The sequence below is a fragment of the Hominisplanchenecus sp. genome, assembly GCF_046967715.1.
GTDB lineage: Bacteria > Bacillota > Clostridia > Lachnospirales > Lachnospiraceae > Hominisplanchenecus > Hominisplanchenecus faecis.
Genome location: NZ_JBKVNQ010000037.1, coordinates 1 through 26274, shown reverse-complemented (window position 1 = coordinate 26274; position 26274 = coordinate 1). Strand labels below are relative to the sequence as shown.

Below are 26274 nucleotides of genomic sequence, written 5' to 3'. Positions count from 1 at the left end.
TTGAAGCCGTATTTAGCTTCTATGTACTCCTTTATCATTTTGTAGGTCACTCGTTCTTTGGGCTTATAGCTTTCCGCTCTTTTAGCAATATTATCAAGTGGAACTTTTCCCTCACCCTCGCCAAACTCAACTTTTACGTTGATATGTCCGTCTGGCTTTTTGTGGGAAAGCAGTACTACCGTCTCCACATGCACCGTCTGACAAAACTGGTCGACTGCCACGCACTTTTCCATGCGGTAGCCTTTTGCCTCAAACATTGCCAGATCTCTTGCAAGACTGCTCGGTTTGCAGGAAATATAGACTATGCGTTCCACGCCGTAATCCAGAATCTTCGGCAGTGCTTTCGGGTGTACGCCGTCTCTTGGCGGATCCAGAATGATCAGATCCGGTTTTTCTGTAATATAATCGAGTGCCTTCAGCACATCATCCGCAAGAAAAGTGCAGTTTGTGATGCCGTTCATCGCTGCATTCTCTTTTGCCGCTTCCACTGCCTCCGGTATGATCTCCACGCCGATCACCTGTTTTGCAACAGCCGCTGCGATCTGAGCGATCGTTCCGGTTCCGCTGTAGAGATCAAAGACCACTTTGTCTTTGGTATCTCCGATGTACTCTCTGACCGTCTGATACAAAATCTCAGCTCCTCTGGAGTTTGGCTGGAAGAAGGAAAATGGTGTGATCTTAAAACGCAGTTCCAGCAGCTCCTCATAAAAATAGTCCTGACCATACAGAAGTCTTGTCTCATCGCTTTTTACGACATCTGACAGAGAGTCGTTAATGATATGCAGGATACCGACAATGCTTCCCTCCAGATTCAGTGCCAGAAGTGCTTCTTTTAATGGCTCAAGGTCGTATTCTTCCTGGCTTGTGGTAACAAGGTTGACGAGTATTTCACCGGTCCTGCTGCCGCGTCTTAAAAGCAGATGACGCAGATAACCTGTGTGCTGCATTTTGTGATAATAAGAAACCCCGCGTTCACGGAAATAGTGAAGCACGCAGCTAAGGATTTTGTCCATATCTTCGTGTACCAGCTTGCAGTCTTCTGCATTTAACACATCATATGTGCTGCCTTTTTTATGAAGTCCAAGTGACAATGGCCCGTCTTTGTATTCATCCCCAAAAGAAAATTCCATTTTGTTGCGATATGCAAACTCGATCGGGCTTCCTTTGATCGGCTCAAAAGTATATTCATAATCCACCGCATCATCAAACAGTTTTTTGATCTGCTCTTCTTTCATTTTCAGCTGCTCTTCGTAGAGCATAGTCTGATACATACAGCCGCCGCATGACGGAAAAATACTACAGAGAGGATCTCTCTTTTCCAGCTCTGACTTTTCCAGCACTTCCAGAAGTCTGCCTTCCACACGGCCTCCGCGTTTTTTGTTGATCATAAATCTTACTTTCTGCCCCGGAATCCCATTTTTTACGGTGACCGTGGTATCTTTGATCTTCACACGTCCCTTATTCTGAAAATCAATCTTTTCAATCACGCCTTCGTAAATTTCACCTTTTTTCATCTTCGCTCCTTATGTTATCTGTTTTTGTCTGATTCATCGCCGGCTGATACTTTTCTGTTCTTGATTCACCAGCATTTCTGTGAAACATCTGTTTTATCTTTAACAGAAAACATGGAGGTACATTTTCTGCACCTCCATGCGATACACCTGTGTCATGTTTTACGGCCTTTGCAACAAGTGCTTCGACCGGTACGGAACCGTTATGATTATTCTTCCGTTTCTTTGTCTTCCTCGTCTTCATCATCGAAGTAGTTGTCGAAATCATCATCCAGATCGTCATCAAAATCATCCAGATAATCCGGTGTAAAGTAACGGTAAACTGCATAAGCAATACCTGCAACGGCTGCTACAGCACCAAGAACTGCCAGAACCAGAAGTACGGTATTTTTCTGTTTTTCTTCTTCTTTTTTCTGTAATGCAGTGATCAGATCTTTTAATTCATCCAGTTTGTTCATATGCACACGTCCTTTCCTGTCTGCCTTCTGACAGACACCTTTCTTTCTCCGATAAGTATATCACTTTTTCGGCGAAAATACTATAAAAATCTGAATAATTCTTCTTTTTTATAATTTCTTTAATTTTGCAAAAGCAGCAAACATTTTTTTGACGCCGCATTTTTCAAAATTCACCGTCACTTCATAGTCTCTGCCGCCGTCTTCAATCTTCTCTACGATGCCAACGTCGAATTTGATATGACGAACGGTATCTCCAACGGCATAGTCCAGACTGCCTGCTTTTGCCGGCATTCCTTTTTTCAGATCAAACACACTGTCATAAGCCTTTGTCTGAAAAATGCTCTTTGCCTGCATGAAAGAGGTCTGAACACGCGGCTTCAGCTCCTGCTCCTTTGGCTCTTCCCGTTTCTCTTTTTTCAACAGCTCTTCCGGAAGTTCGTTTAGAAACCTGGACGGACGGTTGTAATGTGTTTCTCCGTGCGTCATACGCTTTTTCGCATGTGTCAGAGTAAGATCCTGCATCGCTCTTGTGATGCCGACATAGCAAAGTCTCCGCTCCTCTTCCAGAGCATCCGGATCCTCCGAATCCACCGACATATAACTTGGAAAAAGCCCATCTTCCATACCGGTCAGATAAACCTGTGGAAATTCCAGTCCCTTGGCACTGTGCAGCGTCATCAGAATCACTCTTCCGGCATCGTCATCCATACTGTCGATATCGGCAACTAGTGCCACTTCCGAAAGAAAACCTTCCAGTGATGGCTCTTGTGCATCTTCTTCATAGGAAGCTGCTTTGTTGATCAGTTCATCGATATTTTCAATACGTGCCCTTGCTTCTTCTGTGCCTTCTGCTTCCAGTTCTTTTACATAACCGGTCCGGTCGATCACTTCCTGCAAAAGCTCCTGTACACTGAAATAATCTTCCTGTGTCCGCAGTGTGCGGATCAACGTCACAAAACTCTCAATTTTGACAGCTGCCCTTCCGCCGCCCGGAATCTTTGAAATTTCAGAAAGTGCCTCATAAAAGCTGACATTCTGTTCCGTTGCATATTCCTGCACACGGTTGATCGTCGTCGCACCGATCCCACGCTTTGGTACATTTAAGATACGTCTTACGGCGATATCATCCCTTGCATTATCAATGGTTTTTAAATATGCCAGCAGATCTTTGATCTCTTTTCTGGCATAGAAGTTTACACCTCCAATGATCTTATACGGTATATTCGCCATTAGAAACTTTTCTTCAAATATACGTGACTGAGCATTGGTACGATAAAGAACCGCAAAATCTCCGTACTGGGCATCCTGATTTCGTACTTTTGCAGCAATCTCTCCGACAATGATCTCTGCCTCATCATACGCAGACATAAAACTGCGTACCCGGACTTTATCGCCTTCCCCGTTTGCCGTCCACAGTTTCTTTTCTTTTCGTCCTTTATTGTGGGCGATCACTGTATTTGCCGCATTTAAAATGTTCTGCGTCGAACGGTAATTCTGCTCCAGCTTGATCACTGTCGCATCCGGAAATGTTTTTTCAAATCCGAGAATATTCTGGATATTTGCTCCGCGGAATTTATAGATCGACTGATCATCATCACCAACCACACAGAGATTACGGTATTTTGCTGCCAGAAGGCTGACCAGCTTAAACTGTGCCGTATTGGTATCCTGATACTCATCCACCATAATATAACGGAAACGCTCCTGATATTCATTCAGAATATCGGAATTTGCCTGGAACAGTTCCACAGTCTTCATGATCAGATCATCAAAATCCAGAGCATTGCTGCTTTTTAACTGTCTCTGATATTCTGCATAAACCCTTGCGACCGTCTCCTGACGGAAATTTCCCTGTGCCCGAAGTGCAAACTCCTGCGGACTTACCAGTTCATCTTTCGCTGCCGAAATCGCGGACATCAGTGCCCGTTCTTTATAAAGCTTGGTATCCACCTGAAGCTGTTTGCAGACACTTTTCATCAGGCTTTTCTGATCTTCGGTGTCATAGATCGCAAAATTGGTGTCAAATCCGATCCATCCAATGTCCCGTCGCAAAATCCGAACGCATGCTGAATGAAAGGTAGAAACCCAAACCTTTCCAGCGGCATCTCCGACTAACTTATCCACACGCTCACGCATCTCACCGGCTGCCTTATTGGTAAACGTGATCGCCAGAATATTCCATGGCTTTACCTTCTTTTCTTCCATAAGATAGGCAATGCGATGTGTCAGCACGCGTGTCTTTCCCGAACCGGCTCCCGCCAGTACAAGAAGCGGTCCTTCTGTATGAAAGACCGCTTCTTTTTGTTTATCGTTCAGTGTGTCATATACACTCATAATTTCCTCCACCTAAATTAACTGATTTCGTACTTTGCTCCGCTCTGTTTCCGGATTCACACCATAGCAGAGTTTATCTGTAACAACGTACAGTGCCAGAGCACAGACTCCATCAAACATCGAATGTTGTTTCAAAAATACAGTAGCTAAAATAATCAGAACCGTCAGAATACCAGTGCCCCATGCCCAGCCTTTTTGTTTCCGGGCAAGCTTGCTTCTTTTGATTGCCATAAAGGCAGCAAGTGAATTGTATACATGAATACTTGGCAGTACATTGGTCGGTGTATCGTTCTTATAAACAAACTGCACCAGCCTGATGAAAATATTGTCCCTTTCAAACGTCACCGGACGCAGGTTCAGTCCATTTGGATAAATGGCAGATACAACCAGAAAAAGTGTCATACCAAGAGCCAGTGTCCCGGCAAGTGCATTAAAATTCTCATCCTCGTGCAACAGAAAATAAATCACCGTTGCCGCAATATAAACAAACCATAATAAATATGGTATGATAAAAATCTCCTGAAACGGAATCTTATAATCCAAAGCACAGGCAGTAATATGTATGCCGGAAACATGCCTGTTCTCCAGCCATGAAAAACCTGACAGATAAAAAATACAAAAGCCTAAAATCACCGCCACTCTGCAAAGCAGTGTTTTCTTCCTGGCTATGATCTCTTTTATAATGATTACCTCCCTTTTCACATTTCAAATTCTTTCTTACAAGTATTCTAAAACGGGTGTTTTCTCATAACAGATATAGTGCCAGCATGAATGCAAAATGTCAACCCAATTATTTTATTTTAAGAAAAATTAAATAATTCATCAGATTATCTTTTGATATTTTTTATCAAAGCCCTTGTCATCTGGTTTTAAAAACTATATAATGTAATACGATGATGCCAGGCTCAAAAGGTCTAACTCCACATGAGCTTGCTCATAAGTGGATGAAAGATCTTGTGCTCCGCCCCGATATGGAGCAGAACATCCAGTGGATGTTCGTTTTGCACCGATCGAAGCGGATCCTAGAAAGGATTGTGGAAGTGCGACGCACGGAGCAATCCGTTGGTAGTATCTTGTACTACTTTTATACAAAAACATGAAAAAGAAGCCCGCAGGGCGGATTTTGGAGGATACTGCAATGACAATCAACACAGACCAGCTTCTTGAGAGTATTCTCGACAGTCTTGACCGTATTGATTACGTGAAGTCCGAGGATATTCCCGATATACAGTTATATATGGATCAGGTAACCACCTTCATGGATTCTCATCTGGCTTCCACCAGACGTTATCCAAGCGATAAGATCTTAACAAAGACCATGATCAACAACTATGCAAAAAATCATCTGCTTCCACCGCCGGAAAAGAAAAAGTATTCCAGAGAACATATGCTTCTGATGCTCTTTATTTATTATTTCAAATCTTTCCTTTCTATTACTGATATTCAGACTTTAATGGAACCTCTGACCGGAAAATATTTTCAGAAGGAAGACGGTTACAATCTGGAATCTATTTACAACGAAGTCATGGAACTGGAAAAATCGCAGGTGGATGTTCTGAAAGACACGGTACGTCGCCTGTACAGTACTTCTCAGAACAGTTTTTCCGATGCATCCGAAGAAGAGCAGGATTTCTTACGGCAGTTCTCTTTTATCTGCATGCTGAGTTTCGATGTCTACCTGAAAAAGCAAATGATCGAACGTCTGATCGACCAACTACCTGCACCGGATTTTCTGAAGAAAAAATAAGAGCCGTACGGTTCGTGTCTTCTGACACGGACCATACAGCTCTTTTGTCTCTTATTTGCCCATTCGGTCAAACACCATTTCGTAACCATCATTTCCATAATTCAGAGAACGGTTCACACGGCTGATCGTTGCGGTGGAAGCTCCTGTCTTCTCTGCGATTTCCAGATAAGTACGTTTCTCACGAAGCATCTTTGCCACTTCAAATCTCTGTGACAGAGAAAGAAGCTCATTTACGGTACATACATCCTCAAAAAATGCATAACATTCTTCCTTATCCTGCAGACTCAAAATAGCCTCAAACAGACTGTCCACTGCCTCTGTTCTGATTTTCTTACTCATGACGTAACCCCTTTACTTTTTGCTCTTTTTGTGTTTTCTGACGTAAGCCACACCTGAAATATCACTTTTTCCATTTTAGCACATTAAACTTATAGTGTAAAGAGTTACCGCCTCTCCTGTACACGATTTCAGCTGATTTTATCCTTTTTTAATACTTTTACTCCTCCCAGAGCTTCTGCGGATACAGACCCTGATCCTTTAAAGACTGGATTGCCGCTACGACAAACGGTTTATCTTCTTTATAGGTAACGCCATACCATTTGTCCAGTGATTTACGAACTTCTACCGTTGCTTTTCCCTCTGAAAGCAGGTTACTGACTACCTCCGGCAGGAAATATTCGCATTTCATCGGATTCACCGACAGATTTTTTTTCAGGAATACCGGAAAACGTTCTTTCAGTTCTTTCAGAATACTTGCAGAAAATCCCCACATATTCATGGAAACCAGGGAACCTTCCGGAATCACAGTCCAGGTCTGTCCATCGTCTTCTGTGTATTCCGTCTGATCACCACGTTTTTCAATATGCGTACGCTCATGAATCGCAACCAGATGATTCTGCTCATCTGTTGTGCAGACTCCTCTCGCCACATGACCGTTTTCTGTCAGAGTATTCTCGACTTTATACGCCACCATGGTATAACGATATTTATCATCATCCTGATGTGTGGACAGGAAATCATAAATCTCCTGAAATGCATGAACACCATAATAATCATCTGCATTGATCACCGCAAACGGACCGCTGATCGCATCGATACAACTGAGGATCGCATGGCCGGTACCAAACGGTTTCACTCTTTCTTCCGGCACTTCAAATCCTTCCGGAAGATTGGAAAGTTCCTGATATACATAGGAGACCTTCATAATTTTACTCATGCGGTTTCCGATACTCTCTCTGAAGTCTGCTTCATTTTCTTTTTTTATGATAAATACAACTTCCTCAAATCCTGCTCTTTTTGCATCATAAATCGAAAAATCCATAATGATGTGTCCCTGTGCATCGACCGGATCGATCTGCTTTAAACCACCATATCGACTTCCCATTCCTGCTGCCATAATTACCAGAATCGGTTTTTTCATTGTATGTTCCTCCTTGCCTCTTGTCGTTTTATTTTCTGATAAAATTTCAAACCCATGCTCCGGATGCCGAACCTGGAAAGCATTGATTGCGACACCTCTTTTCGTATTGTAACACAGGAGCTGAAAATCTTCAATCCGAATGCAAATGCACCTTTCTTTTTCTTTCTCATATATTACAGTTAGAAAAAGAAAGGAGTTTTTATGAAAAAGAAATCATTTCTCTTATCTTTCCTGATCCTTTTTGCACTGCTCGCACTTGTCGGCTGCAAAAAACATCCTTCCGGTGAAACGCTTTCCAAAGTAACCCTGAACGAAGTAGCACATTCCATTTTTTATGCCCCTCAATATGTTGCCATACAGGAAGGCTATTTTGCCGAAGAAGGAATAGATCTGAATCTTGTCACCGGGTTTGGTGCAGATAAAACCATGACAGCCGTACTTTCTGGCGAGGCAGACATCGGCTTTATGGGAGCTGAGGCAACGATCTATGCCTATGCCGAAGGAGCCAAAGACTCCGTTGTCAACTTTGCTCAGCTGACTCAGCGTGCCGGCAACTTTCTGGTGGCCAGAGAAGAGGATCCTTATTTTTCCTGGCAGGACTTAAAAGGCAAAAAAGTACTTGGCGGTCGAAAAGGCGGCATGCCGGAAATGGTTTTTGAGTATATTCTGAAAAAGAATAACCTTGATCCGGCAACAGATCTTTCCATTGACCAGAGTATCGATTTTGGTTCTACTGCTGCCGCTTTCTCCGGCGGACAGGGTGATTACACCGTCGAGTTCGAACCGTCCGCCACGGCTCTGGAACAGGAAGGCAGCGGCTATGTTGTTGCTTCGCTCGGCGTTGACTCCGGCTATGTTCCTTACACAGCTTACTGTGCAAAATCCAGTTATCTGAAAGAATCACCTCAGATCATCCAGGGATTCACCAATGCTCTGCAAAAAGGTATGGATTATGTGCATGCCCACACGCCTGCTGAAATCGCACAGGTGATCAAACCGCAGTTTGATGATACCGACATGGAGACACTGACCGCCATCGTCAAACGTTATCAGGAACAGGATACCTGGAAAGATTCTCTGATTTTTGAAAAGGACAGTTTCCTGCTGCTTTCTGACATTCTGGAAAGTGCCGGTGAGCTGAGTGAAAAAGTCCCTTATGAACAGCTCGTGACCACAGACTTTGCAAAAAAAGCCGCAAGCCACTGATTTTGACTGGATAGACTTGCACTTACGTGTTATAATTGTGCCAATGTGATGTCTGTTTTTTCAAGTCGAGTGCACGTAAGACCTGGCACGCAATTCTGGTCAGCTCTGCTGACATTTACCTGACAGAATCTCCGTGCATCCTAGCGTACATCCAACTGAAACTGCAGACGTCAGAATTGATTTTGTACAGTACAAAGGAGTTTATATGACAGCAGCAAATACAAAAACACAGGCAGAATCTTTTACCGGAAATTTATTTCTGATCGGTTTTATGGGAAGCGGAAAGTCCACGATCGCAGCTGAACTTTCCAGGATGCTTCACCGGCCGGTTCTTGAGATGGATGAGGAAATTGAAAAACGGGAAGGTATGTCCATCCCTGCTATCTTTTCTGAACACGGAGAAGCTTATTTCCGTCAGCTTGAGACAGATCTTCTGAAAGAAACTTCCGCTCTTGGCGGTTTTCTCGTTTCCTGCGGCGGCGGTGCCGCCATGCGGGAAGAAAATGTTCGTGAAATGAAAAAAAGCGGCATCATCGTCCTGCTCACTGCTCTTCCGGAAACCATCCTTGAAAGAGTGGCAGACGATGAAAACCGCCCGCTTTTAAAAGGCCGCAAAAACACAGCAGACATCGAAGCCCTGATTGAAAAACGCAGACCTGCTTATGAAGCAGCCGCTAATTACCGTGTGGCAACGGATCAGAAAACATCCGCAGAGATTGCAGAAGAGATTCTGGAAATTCTGGAACAAGAAGGTATGATTTCCTGATATTTCTGCTTTTTTCGTAAATTGTTTACATTGTGTTGAAGATTTTCTGTCCAAAAAGCGATATACTGTTTACAAAGAGGAGATCAATTTATGGATACACAAGACAGAGAAAAATACCGTCAGCTGCGACAACAGCAGAGAGAACGGCAGCTTCACATCATACGCCTCAGTATTCTTCTTGGCGTTGGTGTAATCCTGATGTTTACCGGGCTTGGCCTTCTGACTTACGTTCATCAGCAGAAACAGACTGCCACTTCCGGTAACGTATCGGAACGTTTCTCTGAGGCAGCATCTTCTGCTGCTCTGGAAACGGCCAGCCGAAACGATCTGGACACGGAAACCGCAGCAGCAATCGAAAAAGCACAGAAAAAGAAAAAAAAGCAGTCCCAGACAACGGATGTATCTGAGACAACCCCTGTTTCTGCGGATGATTATCTTGGTCTGCTGCAGCAGCAGTCTGCGGATCTGCCCAAATTAAAAAAGATCTTAAAAGATCCTTCCCGTTATCCGAAATCGCTGCTGAAAGCACTTTCCAAAAACAGCGAAATGCTGGATTTTGTGCTGGATTATCCGAAAAAACATAAAAATGCCGCTGCCAAAAGCATCGGAGATGACTTTGTAACCGGTGAGATCCCTGCCCTGATCCAGTGGGATGAACGCTGGGGCTATGCCCCTTACGGTTCGGAAACGATCATTGCAGTCAGCGGATGCGGTCCGACCGCCCTTTCCATGGTGATCAGCGGTCTTTTGCAGGATGCTTCCATTACGCCTGCCGTCGTTGCAGATTATGCAAGTTCCAATGGCTATCTGGATGAAAATCTGGACACTAAATGGGAATTGATGACCAATGGTGTAGAGCATTTTGGGCTCAGCGGAAGCATTCTCGGGCTGGATGAAAATGCCATGATCAATGTACTTTCGGTCGGCTGTCCGATCATCTGCAGCATGGGACCTGGTATTTTTACCACGACCGGACATTTCATTGTACTGACCGGTTATCAGGACGGTGCTTTTACGGTACACGATCCTGCCAGCAAAGTACGCACTTCCCAGACTTACACTTTCCAGGAGATTTCCGGTCAGATTAAAAATATGTGGTATTTTGCTAAAAATTAACCGCAGCTTCATTCAGCCAGGCAACCGCCTGGCTGATTCCTTCTTCTGAAAACGGAAAAACTGCGGCCGTTTTTTTCTCCTCCGGCACATACATGCTGGCATAAGGTCCTTCCCAGTACCACGCTTTCAGAACCGTTTCTTCGTTTTCTTCTGCTTTTCCGAGCAGATATCTCATTTTTCCATCACTTCCCGTAAACACGGTTTTCTTAAAATACGGAATGGACACACATCCTGTCAGATCAATCACTTAAAATCCCTCTTTTCCTGATCATCGATATCCTATCGGTGTACCGCAGCACATACCTCTGTTGCAGCAGCAGTTGCAGAGCAGATTGAGCAGACACATCTTCATGCACCAGTCCTGGCCGGAGAAATCCGGTCTTCCATACACGGTACTCTGTTTCTGATACCAGCCGGTACCGCCCTCCAGACGCTGTTTTAAGCTCTGATACTGGAAATTGTTCGGTTCCAGGCGTACTGCTTCACTGATATCTTCCTGTGCTTTTACATTATTTCCGACTCCGGAATTTGCAAGTGCACTTAAGTAATACCATCTGGCATTGCGGCTTGAGATCCCGCTAAGAACATTGAGTGCCTCCTGATAATACCCGTTATTGATATAGTTTGCTGCTGCCTGCATGTGCGTATCTTCCTGGGTTTCCTGCCTCTGCTGCGTGTTGAAGCCACCGTACTGCCAGAATCCGCCAAACGGATCTCCGTTATAGCCTCCCTGACCGTTTCCGTCTGCACTGCCGCCATAACTTCTCTCCTGCATGATCTGCTGGTAAGCCTGCTGTACTTCCTTGAACTTTTCTTCCGCCTCTTTTGGATCATCCAGATTGGCATCCGGATGATACTTTCGACTGAGGCTGCGATATGCTTTCTTTATTTCGTCATCGGTTGCATTCCTTGAAACACCTAAAATCTGATATGGATCATTCATCTGCTTTTTCTCCTGCTTTCTGTCTGCGTTTTTCTTTGATCATTTCGTATCGGCACCAGACACCGGAATATAAGATATTTCGCAGTATCTCTGCATTTTTCAAAATCGGAAGCTGTTCAAAGGCTCTGGACGCCTCTGCGATCATCATGGTCAGCAAATGCCCTGCAAATTCTTCAAAATCCGCTTTTTTGCTGTAAATCGCCAGAGGATTATAATTCTGCTTCTTTTTATCTTCTTCAACATCTTCATAAGCATCCAGAAGATAAATAAACTTGCCCATATAAAAGCCCATTTTTCGCAGCAGCGGCTCCCACGCATCTTTTTGATAAGCAAAAAGTTCTGCCATGATCTCACCAAAAAGCCCCGACATCGTATCGATATCCTGGACATTTTCCTTTTCTTTCTGCGAAAGACTTTCCAGACAGGCTTTGATCTTTTCTGCCTTTTCCGGATATGGGTTCTTTTTTATGCTTTTTACTTTCAGTACGTTTCCGTAAAGATGCCTGCCAAACTTTTTCTCATCCTGCCAGTCATCCTCACACTTGTACATGGTAAGCAGAACATTCATATCGGCTGCGTATTCTGTAAAAATATTCTCGATCGCCATATGTCTGGACAGTGGATGTGCCACACACCTTTCCCGGCTGCATGTTTCCTCCGGCTCATAAAGCCCGGAGAGCAGCATGGCAAGAAAGGTCATGTCATAACTTAAACTGATCTGACCTGCCATGCCATAACATTTTTTTAACGACCGGCACAACCCGCAGTAATATGCATGGTAAAGATCAAATTCTTTGAATTTCATCTCCGGCTTATTGACAATGATATATCCAAACAGTGACTTCACCTACTCTCCTGTTTCTTCTGAATCTGTTATCTTTTCTTCACTGACTGCATCTTCCGTATGATCATCTGTAGTTTGTGTCACATCCTCTGTATCTTCTGTACTATCATCGGCAGTTTCTGTCATATTCTCTGCATTTTCTGTGATATCATCTGCGTTTTCATTTTCCGCAAGTTCTCTTGCAGCCAGCTCCTTAGCCCGCAGTTCTCTCTCTTCCTGACGTTTCTTTCTTTTCTTTCTCCGGATGATACGGATGCGGATATAGAAGATCAGAAATGCTGCAAATGCTGCTCCCAGAAGGGCACATACCCAGAGATATTTCCATATGTATACAACCTGTATGTTGTGTGCACCGCTGATATCTGCAAAAGTATACGAATCCGTAAACTGCTTTTTATCCACTTTTACGCCGTCCACTTTGACTTCATAAAGCACATAATCTTTCTTTCCTTCAAACTGGATCGTATGGCTGCTGCCGCGGTACGCTTTGCGTATGCTGTCTGATATGGTTCCGTTTTTGACACTGGTACTGATCGCCCAGGACGGAATCTCCGTGTATTTCACACGAATATCATGTTTGCCCTGAATATTGGTAAACGTATAACTGTCTTTCGCATTTTCAATATTGATGCTTGTTCCGTCAATCCAGATGCTGCTCAGTTCATAGTGTTTCTTTGGTTTATAAGATACCGTCCAGTCTTCATCCCGGTAAACACTCGCTGTCTCATCAATCTTACCGTCAATCACCTTTGTTTTTATCTTATACTGTGGAATTTCTGTAAAAATCGCCTGCACCGAATGATTACCGGACACCGCATGGAACGTGTATTCTGTCTGTTTCGGATCACTTTCTACCTGTTCTCCGTCTACGATCAGCTGTGACAGCTCATAATGTTCATTCGGCTGAAAATTTACCTGATAGTCGGTTCCGCTCTCCACCGTCTCCTCACTGGCACTGATCGTTCCGTTTTTTGCCGATGCAGTGATGTCATAAGCTGCACGCAGCGTTGCCACATAAAGGCGGACTCTTCTTGGATTGCTAATCCCCACACCAAGCATAATTTTGCCCGGCTCGATCTCACAGAGGGATTCGATTTCCTTTTTCTCATCATCGCCCGGAAGATCCGCATAAAACGTATTCAGATATTCTCCCTGGGAAAGGGAATAGATAACAAAATAATTATCTACTTTACTCTCTCCGTCATAACACGGCGAGATAATATAATCCCCTGTCACACAGAAATCCTGATACGTTGATCCTGCCGGTTTGGTTCTCGGAGCGATGATTTTCAGAATCTCAAAATCCGAGTTCATCAGACGGAACTTACTTCCGTTTCCGCCTGATACCACGTACTGATCGGTACTTTCCAGATACTCGATCCCGCCGAAATTCTGCCCGCTGGAGGACTGAAAGGTCCGTTTCCAGTGCAGTGTATCCGCATCTACCACATAAATATTGCCTTCATTTTCCTTATCCAGACATGGTCCCGGCATCACGTAGATCTCATTGGTCTTACTATTATAAGTCATGCCGTTTCCATGCTCATAATCTCGTTCCGTTACTTCAAACGCATAACTGTAATCGTCTTTGTTAAATGCGATCAGCGTATCCGGGATTGCTTCCGCTGCTGCCCCGTTGATCAGACATACAATATACTTGTCCGTAACACAAATAGACTGGGGCCATCCTCTTGCTGAAGAAGTCTCCAGCTCACCGATTGCCTCCCAGTCTGCATAGATCAGATCTGATGCATCATAAATATCTGCATGAACTCTCAGCGGATGACATACCCCCCATATCACTCCGACTATCATGCAGTACCATATACAGAACCGCAACATTCTGCACAGGTTCCCCTTATTTTTTTTCATTTCTCGGTAACACCGCCTTTATTCAATCAAATACACGCAAAACCTGATACGTGAATTTCTTTTGCTTCACGAGTATAGCACATTTTTACACTCAATATCAAGTATTCTGCTTTTCTTTACAACTTTCTGCTTTTATGTTACACTCTGTTTAAGATTTGGGTGAACGCAATTTCCCCAGGATAACGACTATATCATAACCAAAGGAGTATATTATGTACGATTACCTGATTGTCGGTGCCGGACTGTTCGGTGCCGTTTTTGCTCATGAAGCAAAAAAACATGGAAAATCCTGCCTTGTTGTAGAAAAGCGAAATCACATCGCAGGAAATATTTACTGTAAAAATGTAGACGGAATCCATGTCCACCAGTATGGTGCCCATATTTTCCATACTTCTGACCGTAAAATCTGGGATTATATCAACCAGTTTTCCGAGTTTAATAACTACATCAACTCACCGGTAGCCATCTATAAAGATGAGCTTTATAATCTTCCTTTTAATATGAACACCTTCAGTAAAATGTGGAACATCCAGACACCGGCTCAGGCAAAAGCCAAAATTGCCGAACAGATCGCAGATCTTGGCATCACAGAGCCAAAGAACCTGGAAGAACAGGCTTTATCTCTGGTCGGAACGGATGTCTACGAAAAGCTGATCAAAGGATACACAGAAAAACAGTGGGGACGCTCCTGCAGGGAACTGCCTTCCTTTATCATCAGGCGTCTTCCGCTTCGTTTTACTTATGATAATAATTATTTCAACTCCCGCTATCAGGGCATTCCGGTTGAAGGCTACACAGCCATTGTAGAAAAAATGCTCTCCGGTGCAGATATCCGCTTAAATACCGACTATTTTGCCCATAAAGAAGAACTCTCCGCCCTGGCACACAAGACGGTATTTACCGGTATGCTGGATGAATATTTCGGATTCTGCTACGGATCTCTGGAATATCGTTCCGTACGTTTTGAGGAAGAACGTCTGGAATGTGACAATTACCAGGGAAATGCCGTGGTAAATTACACCGACCGTGAAGTTCCTTATACACGCATCATCGAACACAAACACTTTACATTCGGCACACAGCCATTCACCATCATCTCCAGAGAATATTCTTCGGAATGGAAACCGGGCATCGAACCGTATTATCCGATCAATGATGCCAAAAACTCCGCTCTGGCAGCCAAATATCAGGAACTGGCTGCAAAGGAAGAGCGTGTGATTTTTGGCGGAAGACTTGGCAATTATAAATATTACGATATGGATCAGGTCATCGCTGCCGCACTCGACTGTGCCGATGCAGAACTTTCCTGATATTTACTTAATAAAGCAGCAGTCATCGCTTCAAAGCAATGGCTGCTGTTTTTCTGTTTCTCCTTAAAGACCGGAAAGATCCTGCACCAGTTTGTCCATTCTTTTTGCAAAGGTATGCTTTTCCAGCACAAGCTGATGGCCTCTTTCGGCGAGTTTTTCTGCTTCCTTTGGATGTTCCATATAATAATCCACTTTTTCTTTCAGATCTTTGCAGTCTTTGTAAGTGACAACCGTTCCTTCAAAGATCTCCGCGATCTCTGGCATCTCATCACTGATGATAAACGCTTCGGCTGCCAGTGCATCAAACAGGCGGTTGGAGACAATACCGGTTTCTTTCATATCGTCCCAGTGGTCATTGAGCACGATCTTCGCATCGCGGTATGCCTGACCAACCTGATCGTTTGGCATGTACGGTTCTCTGACACACTTCTGTGCTTCTTCAAATGCTTCCCAGTGTCTTCCGTAGATGGTGAGCGGATAATCCAGTGTCAGGGCATCCTGCACGATCTGACGGTAAACACGCCTGGAATTGCCGATAAAGAGCAGATCGTATTTCTTTTCGCCGGCAGTACTCTTCATCACATCCGGATCTGCACACTGCAAAAGCACATCGCATTTTGTTTTTAATTCGTTTTCCCATTTTCTGCACAGTTTTTCCGATGCAAAGTAGACCAGATCAAACCGTTCGTATTCTCCCTGTGGAATATCAGCCGGATGCGAAATGTTCCACATGATATTTTTCTGTACAATCTCTTCTTTCGGATAATATGGCCGGTTTCCACGCAGAGCAATCGTAACGGCACTGTCTGTGCTTTCATACCATCTCTGATAAGGGCGTACATCCACCTGATAGCCGTGCTTCTCCAGCTCCTTTTTCATTGCCAAGGCATAATGATAATCCCCCCAGAACTTTTTGTTTTCGTCATCCGGCATCGGTGCACAAATATCAATCTTTTTCGAATCCGGCACAATCGGCTTATCCTCTTCCTCAGAAAACATCCGTGTCAGACAGCTCTGCCATTTTCCCTGATAAACATATAGATTATAAAGTCTTCGATCCTTTTCTGCCTGATCCGGTTTGCTCTTTTCTTCTGCACTCTGAAAAGCAAGTGCAGCCGGTGCCAGAAGATTCTGATATCCGGCTTTTGAAAGTTTCAGGCAGAGGTCTGTCTCTGAAAACTCATCTTTTTTTACATGGATGGACTGGTAAGCCGGATCAAAACCACGTACTTCCAGAAAACGCTCCCGCAAAACAAGCATCACATCCACACGGACGGCCTTCTGAACGGACGGCTGAAGATCCACCTCCAGAGTCTCCTCGCCTGCCAGAAGATCATACGGCTGCCAGTACCAGGTTTTGTTGCGGTTTTTTTTGTGGAAGGCAATGCCGCAGCTCTTCACCGCAGCGAACTTTGAAATGGCTTTCTCAGATTCAGGATAGAGAATCCTTGCTCCCACAGCCCCGGCCTTCTCGTTCTGTTCTGCTGCAAGCAGCATGGCATTCAGACATTCGGATGCCAGCTGTACGCTTTCATCCAGAAAAAACAGATACTCACCCGTTGCTTTTCTTGCGGCTTCGTTGCAGAATTCGGCAAATGAGGCGTTTTGTTTTGATTCAATGTCTGCCGTAAACACTTCAAACTCCAGGCCGGCTGCTGCTTCTTTAAAATTCTCTTTCAGCTTCTGCAGCTGCTCCTCGCCTGTATGATGATGCACAATGACAGAAATTTTCCGGCTGTTTTTATCCGGAGCGTTCTGCTTTTCACTTTTCAGCCATACTTTGATGCGTTCCTGCTCTTTTTGCAGTTCCAGCCTTTTTTTCTCCAGCTTTTGTTTCTGTTCTTCTTCCTTTTTTTCTGCCTGGACTTTTTTCACATAACTGCCCACAAAAGGAATTTTCTTAATGATTTTTTTGATTGAACCTGACAAAATGGCCTCCTATTTTCGCTTACCTGCTTTTTTTGAGATCAGGTATTTTGGTCTTCCTTTTACTTCTTCATAAATCTTGGAAATATAATAACCAATGATTCCAAGACTCATCATGATCAGGCTTCCGACAATCAGGATCAGAAGGATCACTGTCGTAAAACCTTCTACTGCATGTCCGGTAAAATAACGTACAAGAGATTCAATACCAAGCACGATCGCAAACAGAAAAGTAAAGATACCTGCCACCGTCACAAACTGCATCGGAGCCGTTGAAAATGCCACTACATTAGTCACTGCATATTTGATCAGAGACCAGGTAGACCATTTTGACTCACCTTCTGTACGTTCCTGCACATCAAACTCCACGCTGGTGCTGCGATAACCGATCCAGGAGGACAGTGCACGGAAAAATGCATTTTTCTCCGGCATCCCAAGCAGGGCATCGACTGCCTTGCGATCCAGAAGTTTAAAGTCGGAAGCACGTGACATATCAATCTTCACTGCCTTTGACATCATTTTATAAAACAGACCCGCACATGCCCTGTGAATGGCACTTTCTTTTCCACGGCTTCGTTTTACCCCTTCTACCACTTCGTATCCCTGCTCCCAGAGACGGTACATGGAAACCAGCACTTCCGGCGGATGCTGCAGATCGCAGTCCATTACTGCACAGCAGTCCCCTTCTGCATTTGCAAGTCCGGCAAAAATAGCAGATTCCTTTCCAAAATTTCTGGAAAAATGCAGTCCGTTTACATGTGGATTTTTCTCGGCCGCCGTCTCAATCTGCTGCCAGGTTCCGTCTTTTGAACCATCGTTTACAAATACGATCTCATACGGGACAGATGCCTCACTCAGGATGCGGTCCACCGTATCAGCCGTTGTCTGTATCATTTTTTCCTCATTATAAGCCGGTATGATGACAGATAACATATTCTCCCCTCTTTTCTTTTGATTTGCGGACATCCGTGCCTACTCTTTAAAAAATCCCAGTTTTTTGCAGATACGGTATCCCATTTGTCCCCTTAATTTTTTTAATTGTTCCGTTTTGATATCTAATTTTTCCTTCTGCGTCTGGATTTTGACAGTCTGTCTCTGCACTTTCAGTCTCTGCATACAGAGTTTTTGGCGATGTACTTCCAGATTTGTATTTTTCTGTTCCTTCAGTACGATCAGTGTGTCAACTAAAGAACCGGTCAGCATCGTACGGTACGCCTGATATACCTTTCTGGAATAATAATAGTTCTCATAGTCTTCGATTCCAATCTTCCGGAATCCCTCCTGAAGCAGCATATCAAACAGTTCTCTTGCAGATGCTTCGTTTGTCTGAAGATCGATACTCTGAACCAGAAGATTTAAGGTTTTGTTATCAAAACTCTGTTTTACCTTCTCATTTTCAAAAGCTCCCCGCTCTTTCAGAATATCATGTGCTGCCAGAAATGCATCGTACGTGCTGTAAAGATCTTTGGAAAGACCTGCGGTAAGATTATTCGCATTATTATAGCGATAGTCGATCAGTCTCTCATCTACAACGGTAATACGTTTTGCCAGATAAAGTGCCTGCATGACAAACACGACATCGTTTGCTCTCTGGCGGTGTTCGAACTTCAGATCGTTGTCTGTGATCAGAGAACGGCGGTACATTTTGTTCCATGGAATATTCGTTGTAAAATTAAAAATATACTGCGGAATATCTTCTTTTGAAAACGGCACTTTTTCCGGCATAAATTCTTTTCGCAGATAGTTGGACGGCAGCACATAGCGATCCGTCGTATCATCCCATTTGCGGATATCGCAGACGCACAGATCGGCTTCATCTGCCTCTGCTTTTGTATAAAGCTTTTCCAGGGCATCCAGTGCAAAACGGTCATCCGCATCCCAGAACACCACATATTTTCCGCGGCTTTTTGCAAAACCTGCGTTTCTCGCCGCTCCGGCATACTGATTCTTCTGACGGATCAAAGAAAGGCGGAAATCTCTCGATGCGTAATCTTCGATGATCTCTGCCGAACGGTCGGTTGATCCGTCATCCACGCAGATTACTTCAATGTCCTTTAACGTCTGTTTCAGAACATTTCCAAGGCTGTCAAACAGATAATTTTCTGCATTGTAAACCGGCATAACAACGGAAACTTTGATCTCATCATCTGTTCTTTCATGACTCAGTTTCAGACTGTCATAACGATCAGCAAAAACCATATGCAGAATACGGTCTGTCGCATGGCCATCGCAGGACCGCATAAATTTCTCTTTGAAATCAATGACTTTCTGTTTGTCAAAACGTTCATCCAGATGGCTGATATAATCGATCATCTCATCGTTTGTCTTGCAGACCGGTCCCGGTGTCAGCTCATTGTAATCGTAATAGAAGCCTCTCCAGTCAAAGTATTCATCCAGGTCATAGGCAAAGAACAGCATCGGACGCTCAAACAGAGAATATTCAAATACCAGTGACGAATAATCCGAAATACAGATATCGCTGACGCAGAGCAGATCCTCGATCGTCATGGTTTTTGTTGCATCAATGGCAAAGGTTCCGTTTAATTCTTCCGGAATCTGCGGTACCTTCTTTACTAACGGATGGTGCTTGAAAATCACTACATATTCATCTTTGAAATGCTCGGCAAACTTCTCCAGATCAAAGCAGTCCGGCGTTTTTGCCCTCGCCACACGACCGCGGAATGTCGGTGCATATAAGATGATCTTTTTTCCTTTGGCTTTTGGAAATTCTTTGTACAGGTTCTGGAATGCCTGAGCGATCGTCTCACTGCGATAGAAAATATCCGTACGGCTCGTTCCGACCGGGCGGATTGCATCTTGACGGTCCTTCATATCCATGGCTTCCGCATATGCCCACACGATCTCCGGACTGGATACGGTAACATAAGTATAATTCTTGTTGTTCGGATGGCGTTTCAGCTCTTCTGCATTCGGTCCGAAGATCAGCTCCGCAGTGCTCATACCAAACTTTTTGAAGGCTCCGCATGCATGCCACAGCTGGGTAACGATCGTTTCCGGCCGCATATCCACGCAGCTGAGTACGTCGGAAGCTTCATTTACAAAGATGTATTTTGCAGTTGCCGCATCGGCCAGCATCTCTTTACAGCGTCTGATGTATTCTTCTCTTGGGACAAAAGAATTTCGCAGCAGATGTACATGGATATCCAGGTCAAAATCTCTTTGCAGCTCATCATACAGAATGCGGAAACTGTTGCTTACGTCCGGCAGACGAAGCTCAATAAAAATGACTTTTCGTTCATCGACCGGCTCATTCTTATGTGCATTGTATGCAGCCGGCAGTGTCTCATAGAGAAGCTTGTCTTTTCTCTTTCTGCCCATATATTTCTTTGCTGCTTTTACCGGCGGAAGTTTCTTAATCTTCTTTCTTCCTTTCCAGTAAACCTTTTTCATTGCTCTTATTACCTTACTCATCCGTTTTCTCCTTCTTGATCATTTCCAGCAGTCGCTCTGTTGCATGTCCGTCGCAGGCACTCATAAATTTCTCCTTGAAATCCGCGACCTGTTTTCTGTCAAAACGCTCCTTAAGATGGAGTACATAATCAACAATCTCCTGCGTGGTGTGCACAACCGGTCCCGGTGTCAGTTCATGGTAATCATAGTAAAAACCACGCCACTCTCCATATTCTTCAAAATCGTAGGCAAAGAACAGCATCGGACGCTCAAATAATGAATATTCAAATACCAGCGACGAATAATCCGAAATACACAGATCACTGACACAGAGCAGTTCTTCGATGACAAATGCATCAGAAACATCATACGCAAAGCTTTGACACTCCTTTGGAACCTCCGGTCTCTGTTTCACAACCGGATGCTGTTTAATCAGCAAAATCCAGTCTTTTCCAAGCTTCTCCTGCATCAGACAGAGATCCATGGCATCCGGTGCCTTCGCTCCTCCCACACTTCCGCGGAACGTCGGGGCATAGAGCATGACTTTCTTTCCTTTTGCTGCCGGACAGATGTCATACAGTTTTTTCTGTGCTGCCTTCTGAAATTTTTCCAGGAACAGAAGATCTGTGCAGCTGACACCGATCGGTACAACACTTTTGTCCTCTTTCGGAAGATTCATGGCCTCCTGATAAGCCCAGATAACCTCCGAGCTTGATACAGTTATATAGTCATAGTTCTTATAATAATTATATTTCAGATATTCTTCTCTGCTTCCGCCGAAAAGCTCCTCACAGGTGCTGAATCCAAATTTTTTGAACGCACCGCATCCATGCCAGAGCTGCGTGATCACCGTCTCTTCTCTTGGCTCAATGCAGCTGATCACCCTGGAACCCTCACAGAGAAAAATATAATGTGCATCGGCACAGTCCTTCAGACATGCCATCGCATTCTGAATAAATTTCCATTTGTTTCCAGATTCCATCAGATAGTGGACGCTCACTTCCATCTCTTCTTCGCTGCATAATACCTGATACAAAAAACGTAAGCTGCCGGAAAGCTGTGTCAGATTGGCTTCAATGAACACCGCTTTCCACTTTTTTAAAGGCAGCTTACGAAATCTCCTGTATTGCCAGGGAAAAAGAAGCTTTAAGGTCAGAAAAAGATAGAGTCTCTTTATCTTTTTACTCATTCCAGATCATCACCGTTTTTCCCATCAATTTGTGTATATCCATTTCAAATGCTCTGGTTATATCCTTCACATCTCTTACTTCTACTTCCGCACCCATGATATTCTCCAGATAAGATACTACTTCCGGATGCTCTTCATATAACTGCAGCAGACCTTCGTAGTCACTTCTGCCGCTGCGGCTGCTGCCGAAAATACGCAGTCCCTTTTCCAGAACCATGCGGGTATTGATCGGTGCCGGATCTTCGCTGACACCTAAAATACTGATCGTACCCTCCGGATGGATATAATCAATGATCTGATTGATCGCTTTGGATGCCGCTCCGCCTCCAACGCATTCAAACGCATGATCGATCTGCATATCTGCCGGAATTTCATTGACACAGTAGGTACCGTCTGCAAAAGTAAAATCCGACAGTTTGTTTTCCGTGACACCGAAAATATAGATTTTGGAATCCGGAAGCATCTTTTTCAGAAGCAGTGAGGTAATGTAACCCAAATTGCCATCGCCCCACACACCGATCACATCACGTCTCTCATGTGAAAAACGTAAGAAACGGTTGATCGCATGAAAGCTCACGCTGACAAGCTCTGTATAGGCAGCTACCGTCGGATTGATCCCCTGCGGCAGACGTACAAAACGATCCGGCACAGCCTGAACATATTCCTGCAGAAATCCATCCATGCTGCTCGCACAGAATTTGCTGGATCGCAGATAATTTTCTGCAATGATATCGTCTTTTTCTACCGGTCGGTTCGGGATCATCACAACCTCTGTTCCGATTTCAAAGGTTCCGGTCGGATCATAGATTACTTTGCCGATCCCCTCGTGGATCAATGCCATAGGCAGTTTCTGACGCAGAATCTCTTCCGCCCTTGCACCTTGATAGTAACGCTGATCCGCATGGCAGATAGACAGTCTGGTCGGACGCACGATCACCTGTCTGTCATCGATCTCCATTTCCTTAAATGCGACTTCAAACTGTCTTGGACGTTTCAGCTGATACACCGTATTTAGCATACGCCATTTCCTCCTAAAATAGACTCTGCAACACGCAAATCGTACGGATACGTAATCTTAATATTGAAAACTTCACCTTCTACCAGATGGATCGCATCCCCTTTGAGAACGAGGATCTTGCAGGCATCGGTCAGGATCGTCTTCTCTTCCTCACTCAGTTCATCGAAAACTTCACGCAGACGCTTTGCATGAAAACTCTGCGGTGTCTGTCCCTGATACATTTTGGAACGATCCGGAATATTGCTGATCTTCTGATTATCCATGCTCTCCACAATGGTATCGGTCGCCGGGATAACGGTATCGCAGGCTCCGTACTCTTTCGCATAGTGGATGTTATCTTCCAGAATACGGTGTGTCACAAACGGACGAACGGAATCGTGGGTGACAATAATGGTTTCTTCATCCAGTCCGTAAAATTTTTCGATATGACTGATCGCATTCATGATCGTATCATTGCGGGTCGCACCGCCTTCGATCACATCGATCTTATCTGAAAGCAGAATATATTTTTTAATGATATCCTGGGTGTAGGTGATCCACTGCTTCGGTGACAGAACGATCACACGCTCAAACTGCGGATTGACCACAAATTTCTCCAATGTATGGATAATGATTGGCTTGCCGCCAACTTCCATAAACTGTTTCGGTTTCTCAACATTCCCCATACGTGTTCCCTTGCCCCCCGCAAGTACAACGCCGTAAACATTTGTTTTTTCCACGATGCTGCCTCCTATTTCATAAATTCCAGATAACGTGGAAGAACCTCATCCGGTGTTCCGATCTCGATCAGTTTTCCTTCATGCATCCACATGACTTTGTCGCAGAGATCTGCGATCGTATCCAGACTGTGAGAAACGATCACAACCGTACGCTCTCTGTTTGAGATCAGGCTCTTCATCTTTTCATAACTTTTCTTTTTAAACTTTTCATCACCAACGCTGAGTACTTCATCGATCAGCATGATGTCGGTCTCCAGAACGGCTGTGATGGAAAATGCCAGCTTGGAATACATACCGCTTGAGTAAGTACGCACCGGCATATCAATAAATTTGCCAAGTCCGGCGAATTCAATGATCTCATCCATCTTGGAACGGATAAACTCTTCCGAAAAACCAAGAAGCATACCGGAAAGAATGATGTTTTCTCTTCCGCTCATCTCTTTTTCAAATCCGACACCGATCGACAGAAGGGAAACGGAATGGTTTTTCAGGTCAATGCTTCCCGTATCCGGAGAAAAAATGCCGGCCAGTGCTTTGAGCATGGTGGATTTTCCGCTTCCGTTCTTTCCGATGATTCCGAGGATCTCTCCTTTTTCTACTTCAAAGGATACATCCTTTACTGCCTGGAATACATCGGCCTGTACTTTTTTGAAATGTAATAAACTCTGCTTGATGGAAAACTTCTGCAGGTTTCGATAACTGATATATAAATTTTTTACTTCGATTGCAATTTCGCGTTCCATTATATCACCTTCACATAACTGTTTTCGTATTTATAAATAATCTTTACTCCGATCGCTGACAGGATGAAACTCAGCACCATCCACAGAAGCAGGAATTTTCTTGCCGGTGTCTGGTCATAGATCATACATCTTCTTGCAGAAGTCAGAAGCAGTGCCAGTGGATTGCAATGAAGGATCACTTTATTCCACGGTGCAAATTTTGCAAGCCTTGTTTCTACATTATAAAAAATACCGGTAATATAAAACAGCAGACGCAGTACGATATTGATCACGTTGGACAAGTCCTGTACAAATACGCCAAAATGTGCCACGATCGTACTGCATCCGAACGTGAACAGAAACAGGGTCAGCATGATCGGGATCATGTACAGAATATTAAAGCTGACCGGCACGCGGTAAATGACCATCATAATGATCACGATGCCAAAAGAGATCAGCATTTTAAAGCCGTTTACAAACATGCGGACCATAACCAGAATGTATTTCGGCAAATATACTTTTGCCACAATGGACTTGTTGTTTTTGACGATTTTTACGCTCTGCTGAAGGGTCTTATTAAAGAAATCCCACATCGTCAGACCGATAAAAATGAAGACTGTAAAATACTGCTCTTTTGCATTAAATACCACACCAAAGATCAGGGTGTAGATCAGCATGAAACAGATCGGGTCCAATACCCACCACAGCCAGTTCAGGTAGGAACTTGCCACCTCAGACTGCAATTTCGATTTTGCCGAATAGATCGCGTACTTGTAGTACTTTTTCGTGTCTTTTAGAAATCGACTCATTTTATGCGTTCTCCTCACAAATACTTTTTTGCTTTATCCAACTGCAGACCGCCTCGCAGGCATGTCCGCTCTCATAGCTTCCCATTTGCTGATGATGCTCCATGATCCTCGCTCTGTTCTTTTCTTCATCGAAAGAGCGGATCTGTTTTTCCAGATCTTCCATATTTTCACAGATTGGAAACGGCCACTCATGAATATCTACATAAAAACCGGTCTTTGCAAGATATTCCCGCAGATCCGGTGTATACAGAAAGCATGGTCGGTATAAAAAAGAATAATCCCATATACAGGAGGAATAGTCCGTGATCAGCATATCTGCTGCCGCTAAAAGTTCCTGCATATCAGGATAGTCCGTCACATCCGCTGAGCATTCCGGATCCAATCCTGCCGAATCGTCCTCACTGTAGCGATGTGCCCGGTATAATACATACCACTTTTCGCCATTTTCTTCAAGTACTTTTCGAAGTCCTGTAAAATCCGGCATCTGATTTTTCCCATTTGAACGATAGGTAGGTGCATACAGCAAGATCCGGTACTTACGGTCTATCTGATAGGTCTGCCTTACTTTCTGATCCGCCTGCTCTGTGTTCCCACAGACCAGAAAATCATTTCGCGGCATACCGCATTTTAAGATTTCTCCATGGTAAAGAAATGCACGGCGAAACAGCCTGTCACTTGCCGCCTGACAGCTTGATACGATCAGCTGTATATTTTTCGCACAGAACTCTGCACGCTTTCTGGTCGCCCAGTTGGCATCCGGTTTGTCATTTTCAATTTTCTTATAAGCTCCGCCGCCATGCCAGGTGTTGATCAGATACTGCTTTTTGCGAAACGGAAACCACGGAGCATAAGAGCCGTTCGTGATGATCACTTTTGCCGTCAGAAGATAATAAAAACTTCTCAGCGTAAAATGTTTCACAAAATGCAGATCCTTCTCTTCTTTGTCACGATAC

The 26274-nt window shown here is 44.1% G+C and carries 24 protein-coding genes; 5 read left to right on the top strand and 19 right to left on the bottom strand.

Annotation, left to right across the window (positions count from 1 at the left end; genetic code table 11):
• From rlmD to ACLTL4_RS07040, 4 genes are all read right to left on the bottom strand, one after another.
• Positions 1 to 1514, bottom strand: a 1514-nt coding sequence (gene rlmD / locus ACLTL4_RS07055; RefSeq protein ID WP_412320359.1) for a 23S rRNA (uracil(1939)-C(5))-methyltransferase RlmD, incomplete at its 3' end; no start/stop codon positions are given.
• A 206-nt stretch (positions 1515 to 1720) separates the two neighbouring features.
• Positions 1721 to 1969 carry a hypothetical protein gene (locus ACLTL4_RS07050; RefSeq protein ID WP_022119821.1) on the bottom strand — a complete coding sequence of 83 codons (249 nt, stop codon included), beginning with the start codon at positions 1967 to 1969 and terminating at the stop codon, positions 1721 to 1723.
• Between the two features lie 108 nt (positions 1970 to 2077).
• A complete protein-coding gene (pcrA, locus tag ACLTL4_RS07045; RefSeq protein WP_412291333.1) occupies positions 2078 to 4303 on the bottom strand; it encodes a DNA helicase PcrA in 2226 nt (741 codons plus the stop codon).
• A 12-nt stretch (positions 4304 to 4315) separates the two neighbouring features.
• Positions 4316 to 5005, bottom strand: coding sequence for a phosphatase PAP2 family protein (locus ACLTL4_RS07040; RefSeq protein WP_022119819.1), 690 nt, complete (start codon positions 5003 to 5005; stop codon positions 4316 to 4318).
• 436 nt (positions 5006 to 5441) lie between these two features.
• Between ACLTL4_RS07040 and ACLTL4_RS07035 the strand changes: the two genes are divergently transcribed.
• Positions 5442 to 6050 carry a DUF1836 domain-containing protein gene (locus ACLTL4_RS07035; RefSeq protein WP_022119818.1) on the top strand — a complete coding sequence of 203 codons (609 nt, stop codon included), beginning with the start codon at positions 5442 to 5444 and terminating at the stop codon, positions 6048 to 6050.
• A gap of 51 nt (positions 6051 to 6101) precedes the next feature.
• Here the strand turns inward: ACLTL4_RS07035 and ACLTL4_RS07030 are convergent, their stop codons facing one another.
• The gene (locus ACLTL4_RS07030; RefSeq protein ID WP_022119817.1) at positions 6102 to 6389 is read right to left on the bottom strand and encodes a YerC/YecD family TrpR-related protein; all 288 of its coding nucleotides are present in this window, start codon (positions 6387 to 6389) and stop codon (positions 6102 to 6104) included.
• A 157-nt stretch (positions 6390 to 6546) separates the two neighbouring features.
• Complete coding sequence (locus ACLTL4_RS07025) at positions 6547 to 7470, bottom strand: nucleotidyltransferase family protein (RefSeq protein WP_412291334.1); 924 nt, start codon at positions 7468 to 7470, stop codon at positions 6547 to 6549.
• Between the two features lie 201 nt (positions 7471 to 7671).
• Between ACLTL4_RS07025 and ACLTL4_RS07020 the strand changes: the two genes are divergently transcribed.
• The 3 genes from ACLTL4_RS07020 to ACLTL4_RS07010 all read left to right on the top strand — a co-directional run bounded on the left by ACLTL4_RS07020 (position 7672) and on the right by ACLTL4_RS07010 (position 10558).
• Positions 7672 to 8676, top strand: a complete 1005-nt coding sequence (locus ACLTL4_RS07020) for an ABC transporter substrate-binding protein (RefSeq protein WP_412320358.1) — start codon at positions 7672 to 7674, stop codon at positions 8674 to 8676.
• 205 nt (positions 8677 to 8881) lie between these two features.
• Positions 8882 to 9442: a shikimate kinase gene (locus ACLTL4_RS07015; RefSeq protein WP_412291335.1), complete on the top strand. Its 561-nt coding sequence runs from the start codon at positions 8882 to 8884 to the stop codon at positions 9440 to 9442.
• Between the two features lie 90 nt (positions 9443 to 9532).
• Entirely contained in the window at positions 9533 to 10558 is a 1026-nt protein-coding gene (locus ACLTL4_RS07010) for a C39 family peptidase (protein WP_412291336.1), read from the top strand.
• Here ACLTL4_RS07010 and ACLTL4_RS07005 read toward each other — a convergent pair.
• The 4 genes from ACLTL4_RS07005 to ACLTL4_RS06990 are packed head-to-tail and all read right to left on the bottom strand — an operon-like array spanning position 10548 to position 14217.
• Positions 10548 to 10805, bottom strand: a complete 258-nt coding sequence (locus tag ACLTL4_RS07005) for a hypothetical protein (RefSeq protein ID WP_022119674.1) — start codon at positions 10803 to 10805, stop codon at positions 10548 to 10550. The genes ACLTL4_RS07010 and ACLTL4_RS07005 overlap by 11 nt on opposite strands.
• A gap of 21 nt (positions 10806 to 10826) precedes the next feature.
• Positions 10827 to 11501 carry a DnaJ domain-containing protein gene (locus ACLTL4_RS07000; protein ID WP_173865871.1) on the bottom strand — a complete coding sequence of 225 codons (675 nt, stop codon included), beginning with the start codon at positions 11499 to 11501 and terminating at the stop codon, positions 10827 to 10829.
• Positions 11494 to 12348 carry a DUF5685 family protein gene (locus ACLTL4_RS06995; RefSeq protein ID WP_412291337.1) on the bottom strand — a complete coding sequence of 285 codons (855 nt, stop codon included), beginning with the start codon at positions 12346 to 12348 and terminating at the stop codon, positions 11494 to 11496. The genes ACLTL4_RS07000 and ACLTL4_RS06995 overlap by 8 nt, the downstream gene beginning before the upstream one ends.
• Positions 12349 to 14217: an InlB B-repeat-containing protein gene (locus ACLTL4_RS06990; protein WP_412291338.1), complete on the bottom strand. Its 1869-nt coding sequence runs from the start codon at positions 14215 to 14217 to the stop codon at positions 12349 to 12351.
• Between the two features lie 209 nt (positions 14218 to 14426).
• On the opposite strand from ACLTL4_RS06990, the gene glf reads away from it, so the two are divergent.
• A complete protein-coding gene (gene glf / locus ACLTL4_RS06985) occupies positions 14427 to 15527 on the top strand; it encodes a UDP-galactopyranose mutase (protein WP_412291348.1) in 1101 nt (366 codons plus the stop codon).
• A gap of 63 nt (positions 15528 to 15590) precedes the next feature.
• Here glf and ACLTL4_RS06980 read toward each other — a convergent pair whose 3' ends face one another.
• The 9 genes from ACLTL4_RS06980 to ACLTL4_RS06940 form a co-directional block, all read right to left on the bottom strand.
• Positions 15591 to 17456: a glycosyltransferase gene (locus tag ACLTL4_RS06980; RefSeq protein ID WP_412291339.1), complete on the bottom strand. Its 1866-nt coding sequence runs from the start codon at positions 17454 to 17456 to the stop codon at positions 15591 to 15593.
• A 9-nt stretch (positions 17457 to 17465) separates the two neighbouring features.
• Entirely contained in the window at positions 17466 to 18386 is a 921-nt protein-coding gene (locus ACLTL4_RS06975; protein ID WP_022119680.1) for a glycosyltransferase family 2 protein, read from the bottom strand.
• A gap of 39 nt (positions 18387 to 18425) precedes the next feature.
• Complete coding sequence (locus ACLTL4_RS06970) at positions 18426 to 20885, bottom strand: CDP-glycerol glycerophosphotransferase family protein (RefSeq protein ID WP_412291340.1); 2460 nt, start codon at positions 20883 to 20885, stop codon at positions 18426 to 18428.
• Positions 20878 to 22053 (bottom strand): CDP-glycerol glycerophosphotransferase family protein, encoded by a 1176-nt coding sequence (locus ACLTL4_RS06965; protein ID WP_412291341.1) that lies wholly within the window; start codon positions 22051 to 22053, stop codon positions 20878 to 20880. The genes ACLTL4_RS06970 and ACLTL4_RS06965 overlap by 8 nt, the downstream gene beginning before the upstream one ends.
• Complete coding sequence (locus ACLTL4_RS06960) at positions 22046 to 23071, bottom strand: zinc-binding dehydrogenase (protein ID WP_022119683.1); 1026 nt, start codon at positions 23069 to 23071, stop codon at positions 22046 to 22048. Before ACLTL4_RS06960 ends, ACLTL4_RS06965 begins: the two co-directional genes overlap by 8 nt.
• Positions 23065 to 23790: a 2-C-methyl-D-erythritol 4-phosphate cytidylyltransferase gene (locus ACLTL4_RS06955; protein WP_147632572.1), complete on the bottom strand. Its 726-nt coding sequence runs from the start codon at positions 23788 to 23790 to the stop codon at positions 23065 to 23067. The genes ACLTL4_RS06960 and ACLTL4_RS06955 overlap by 7 nt, the downstream gene beginning before the upstream one ends.
• 11 nt (positions 23791 to 23801) lie before the next feature.
• A complete protein-coding gene (locus tag ACLTL4_RS06950; protein ID WP_022119685.1) occupies positions 23802 to 24533 on the bottom strand; it encodes an ABC transporter ATP-binding protein in 732 nt (243 codons plus the stop codon).
• Complete coding sequence (locus tag ACLTL4_RS06945) at positions 24533 to 25321, bottom strand: ABC transporter permease (protein ID WP_022119686.1); 789 nt, start codon at positions 25319 to 25321, stop codon at positions 24533 to 24535. The genes ACLTL4_RS06950 and ACLTL4_RS06945 overlap by 1 nt, the downstream gene beginning before the upstream one ends.
• 1 nt (position 25322) lies before the next feature.
• Positions 25323 to 26274, bottom strand: a 952-nt coding sequence (locus ACLTL4_RS06940) for a CDP-glycerol glycerophosphotransferase family protein (RefSeq protein WP_412320357.1), incomplete at its 5' end; no start/stop codon positions are given.

Excerpts from the sequence above, each read along its gene's own strand:
- ACLTL4_RS07050 (WP_022119821.1), bottom strand. The coding sequence starts at position 1,969 with ATGAACAAACTGGATGAATTAAAAGATCTGATCACTGCATTACAGAAA.
- pcrA (WP_412291333.1), bottom strand. The coding sequence starts at position 4,303 with ATGAGTGTATATGACACACTGAACGATAAACAAAAAGAAGCGGTCTTT.
- ACLTL4_RS07035 (WP_022119818.1), top strand. The coding sequence starts at position 5,442 with ATGACAATCAACACAGACCAGCTTCTTGAGAGTATTCTCGACAGTCTT.
- ACLTL4_RS07030 (WP_022119817.1), bottom strand. The coding sequence starts at position 6,389 with ATGAGTAAGAAAATCAGAACAGAGGCAGTGGACAGTCTGTTTGAGGCT.
- ACLTL4_RS07025 (WP_412291334.1), bottom strand. The coding sequence starts at position 7,470 with ATGAAAAAACCGATTCTGGTAATTATGGCAGCAGGAATGGGAAGTCGA.
- ACLTL4_RS07020 (WP_412320358.1), top strand. The coding sequence starts at position 7,672 with ATGAAAAAGAAATCATTTCTCTTATCTTTCCTGATCCTTTTTGCACTG.
- ACLTL4_RS07015 (WP_412291335.1), top strand. The coding sequence starts at position 8,882 with ATGACAGCAGCAAATACAAAAACACAGGCAGAATCTTTTACCGGAAAT.
- ACLTL4_RS07010 (WP_412291336.1), top strand. The coding sequence starts at position 9,533 with ATGGATACACAAGACAGAGAAAAATACCGTCAGCTGCGACAACAGCAG.
- ACLTL4_RS07000 (WP_173865871.1), bottom strand. The coding sequence starts at position 11,501 with ATGAATGATCCATATCAGATTTTAGGTGTTTCAAGGAATGCAACCGAT.
- ACLTL4_RS06990 (WP_412291338.1), bottom strand. The coding sequence starts at position 14,217 with ATGAAAAAAAATAAGGGGAACCTGTGCAGAATGTTGCGGTTCTGTATA.
- ACLTL4_RS06975 (WP_022119680.1), bottom strand. The coding sequence starts at position 18,386 with ATGTTATCTGTCATCATACCGGCTTATAATGAGGAAAAAATGATACAG.
- ACLTL4_RS06970 (WP_412291340.1), bottom strand. The coding sequence starts at position 20,885 with ATGAGTAAGGTAATAAGAGCAATGAAAAAGGTTTACTGGAAAGGAAGA.
- ACLTL4_RS06965 (WP_412291341.1), bottom strand. The coding sequence starts at position 22,053 with ATGAGTAAAAAGATAAAGAGACTCTATCTTTTTCTGACCTTAAAGCTT.
- ACLTL4_RS06960 (WP_022119683.1), bottom strand. The coding sequence starts at position 23,071 with ATGCTAAATACGGTGTATCAGCTGAAACGTCCAAGACAGTTTGAAGTC.
- ACLTL4_RS06950 (WP_022119685.1), bottom strand. The coding sequence starts at position 24,533 with ATGGAACGCGAAATTGCAATCGAAGTAAAAAATTTATATATCAGTTAT.
- ACLTL4_RS06945 (WP_022119686.1), bottom strand. The coding sequence starts at position 25,321 with ATGAGTCGATTTCTAAAAGACACGAAAAAGTACTACAAGTACGCGATC.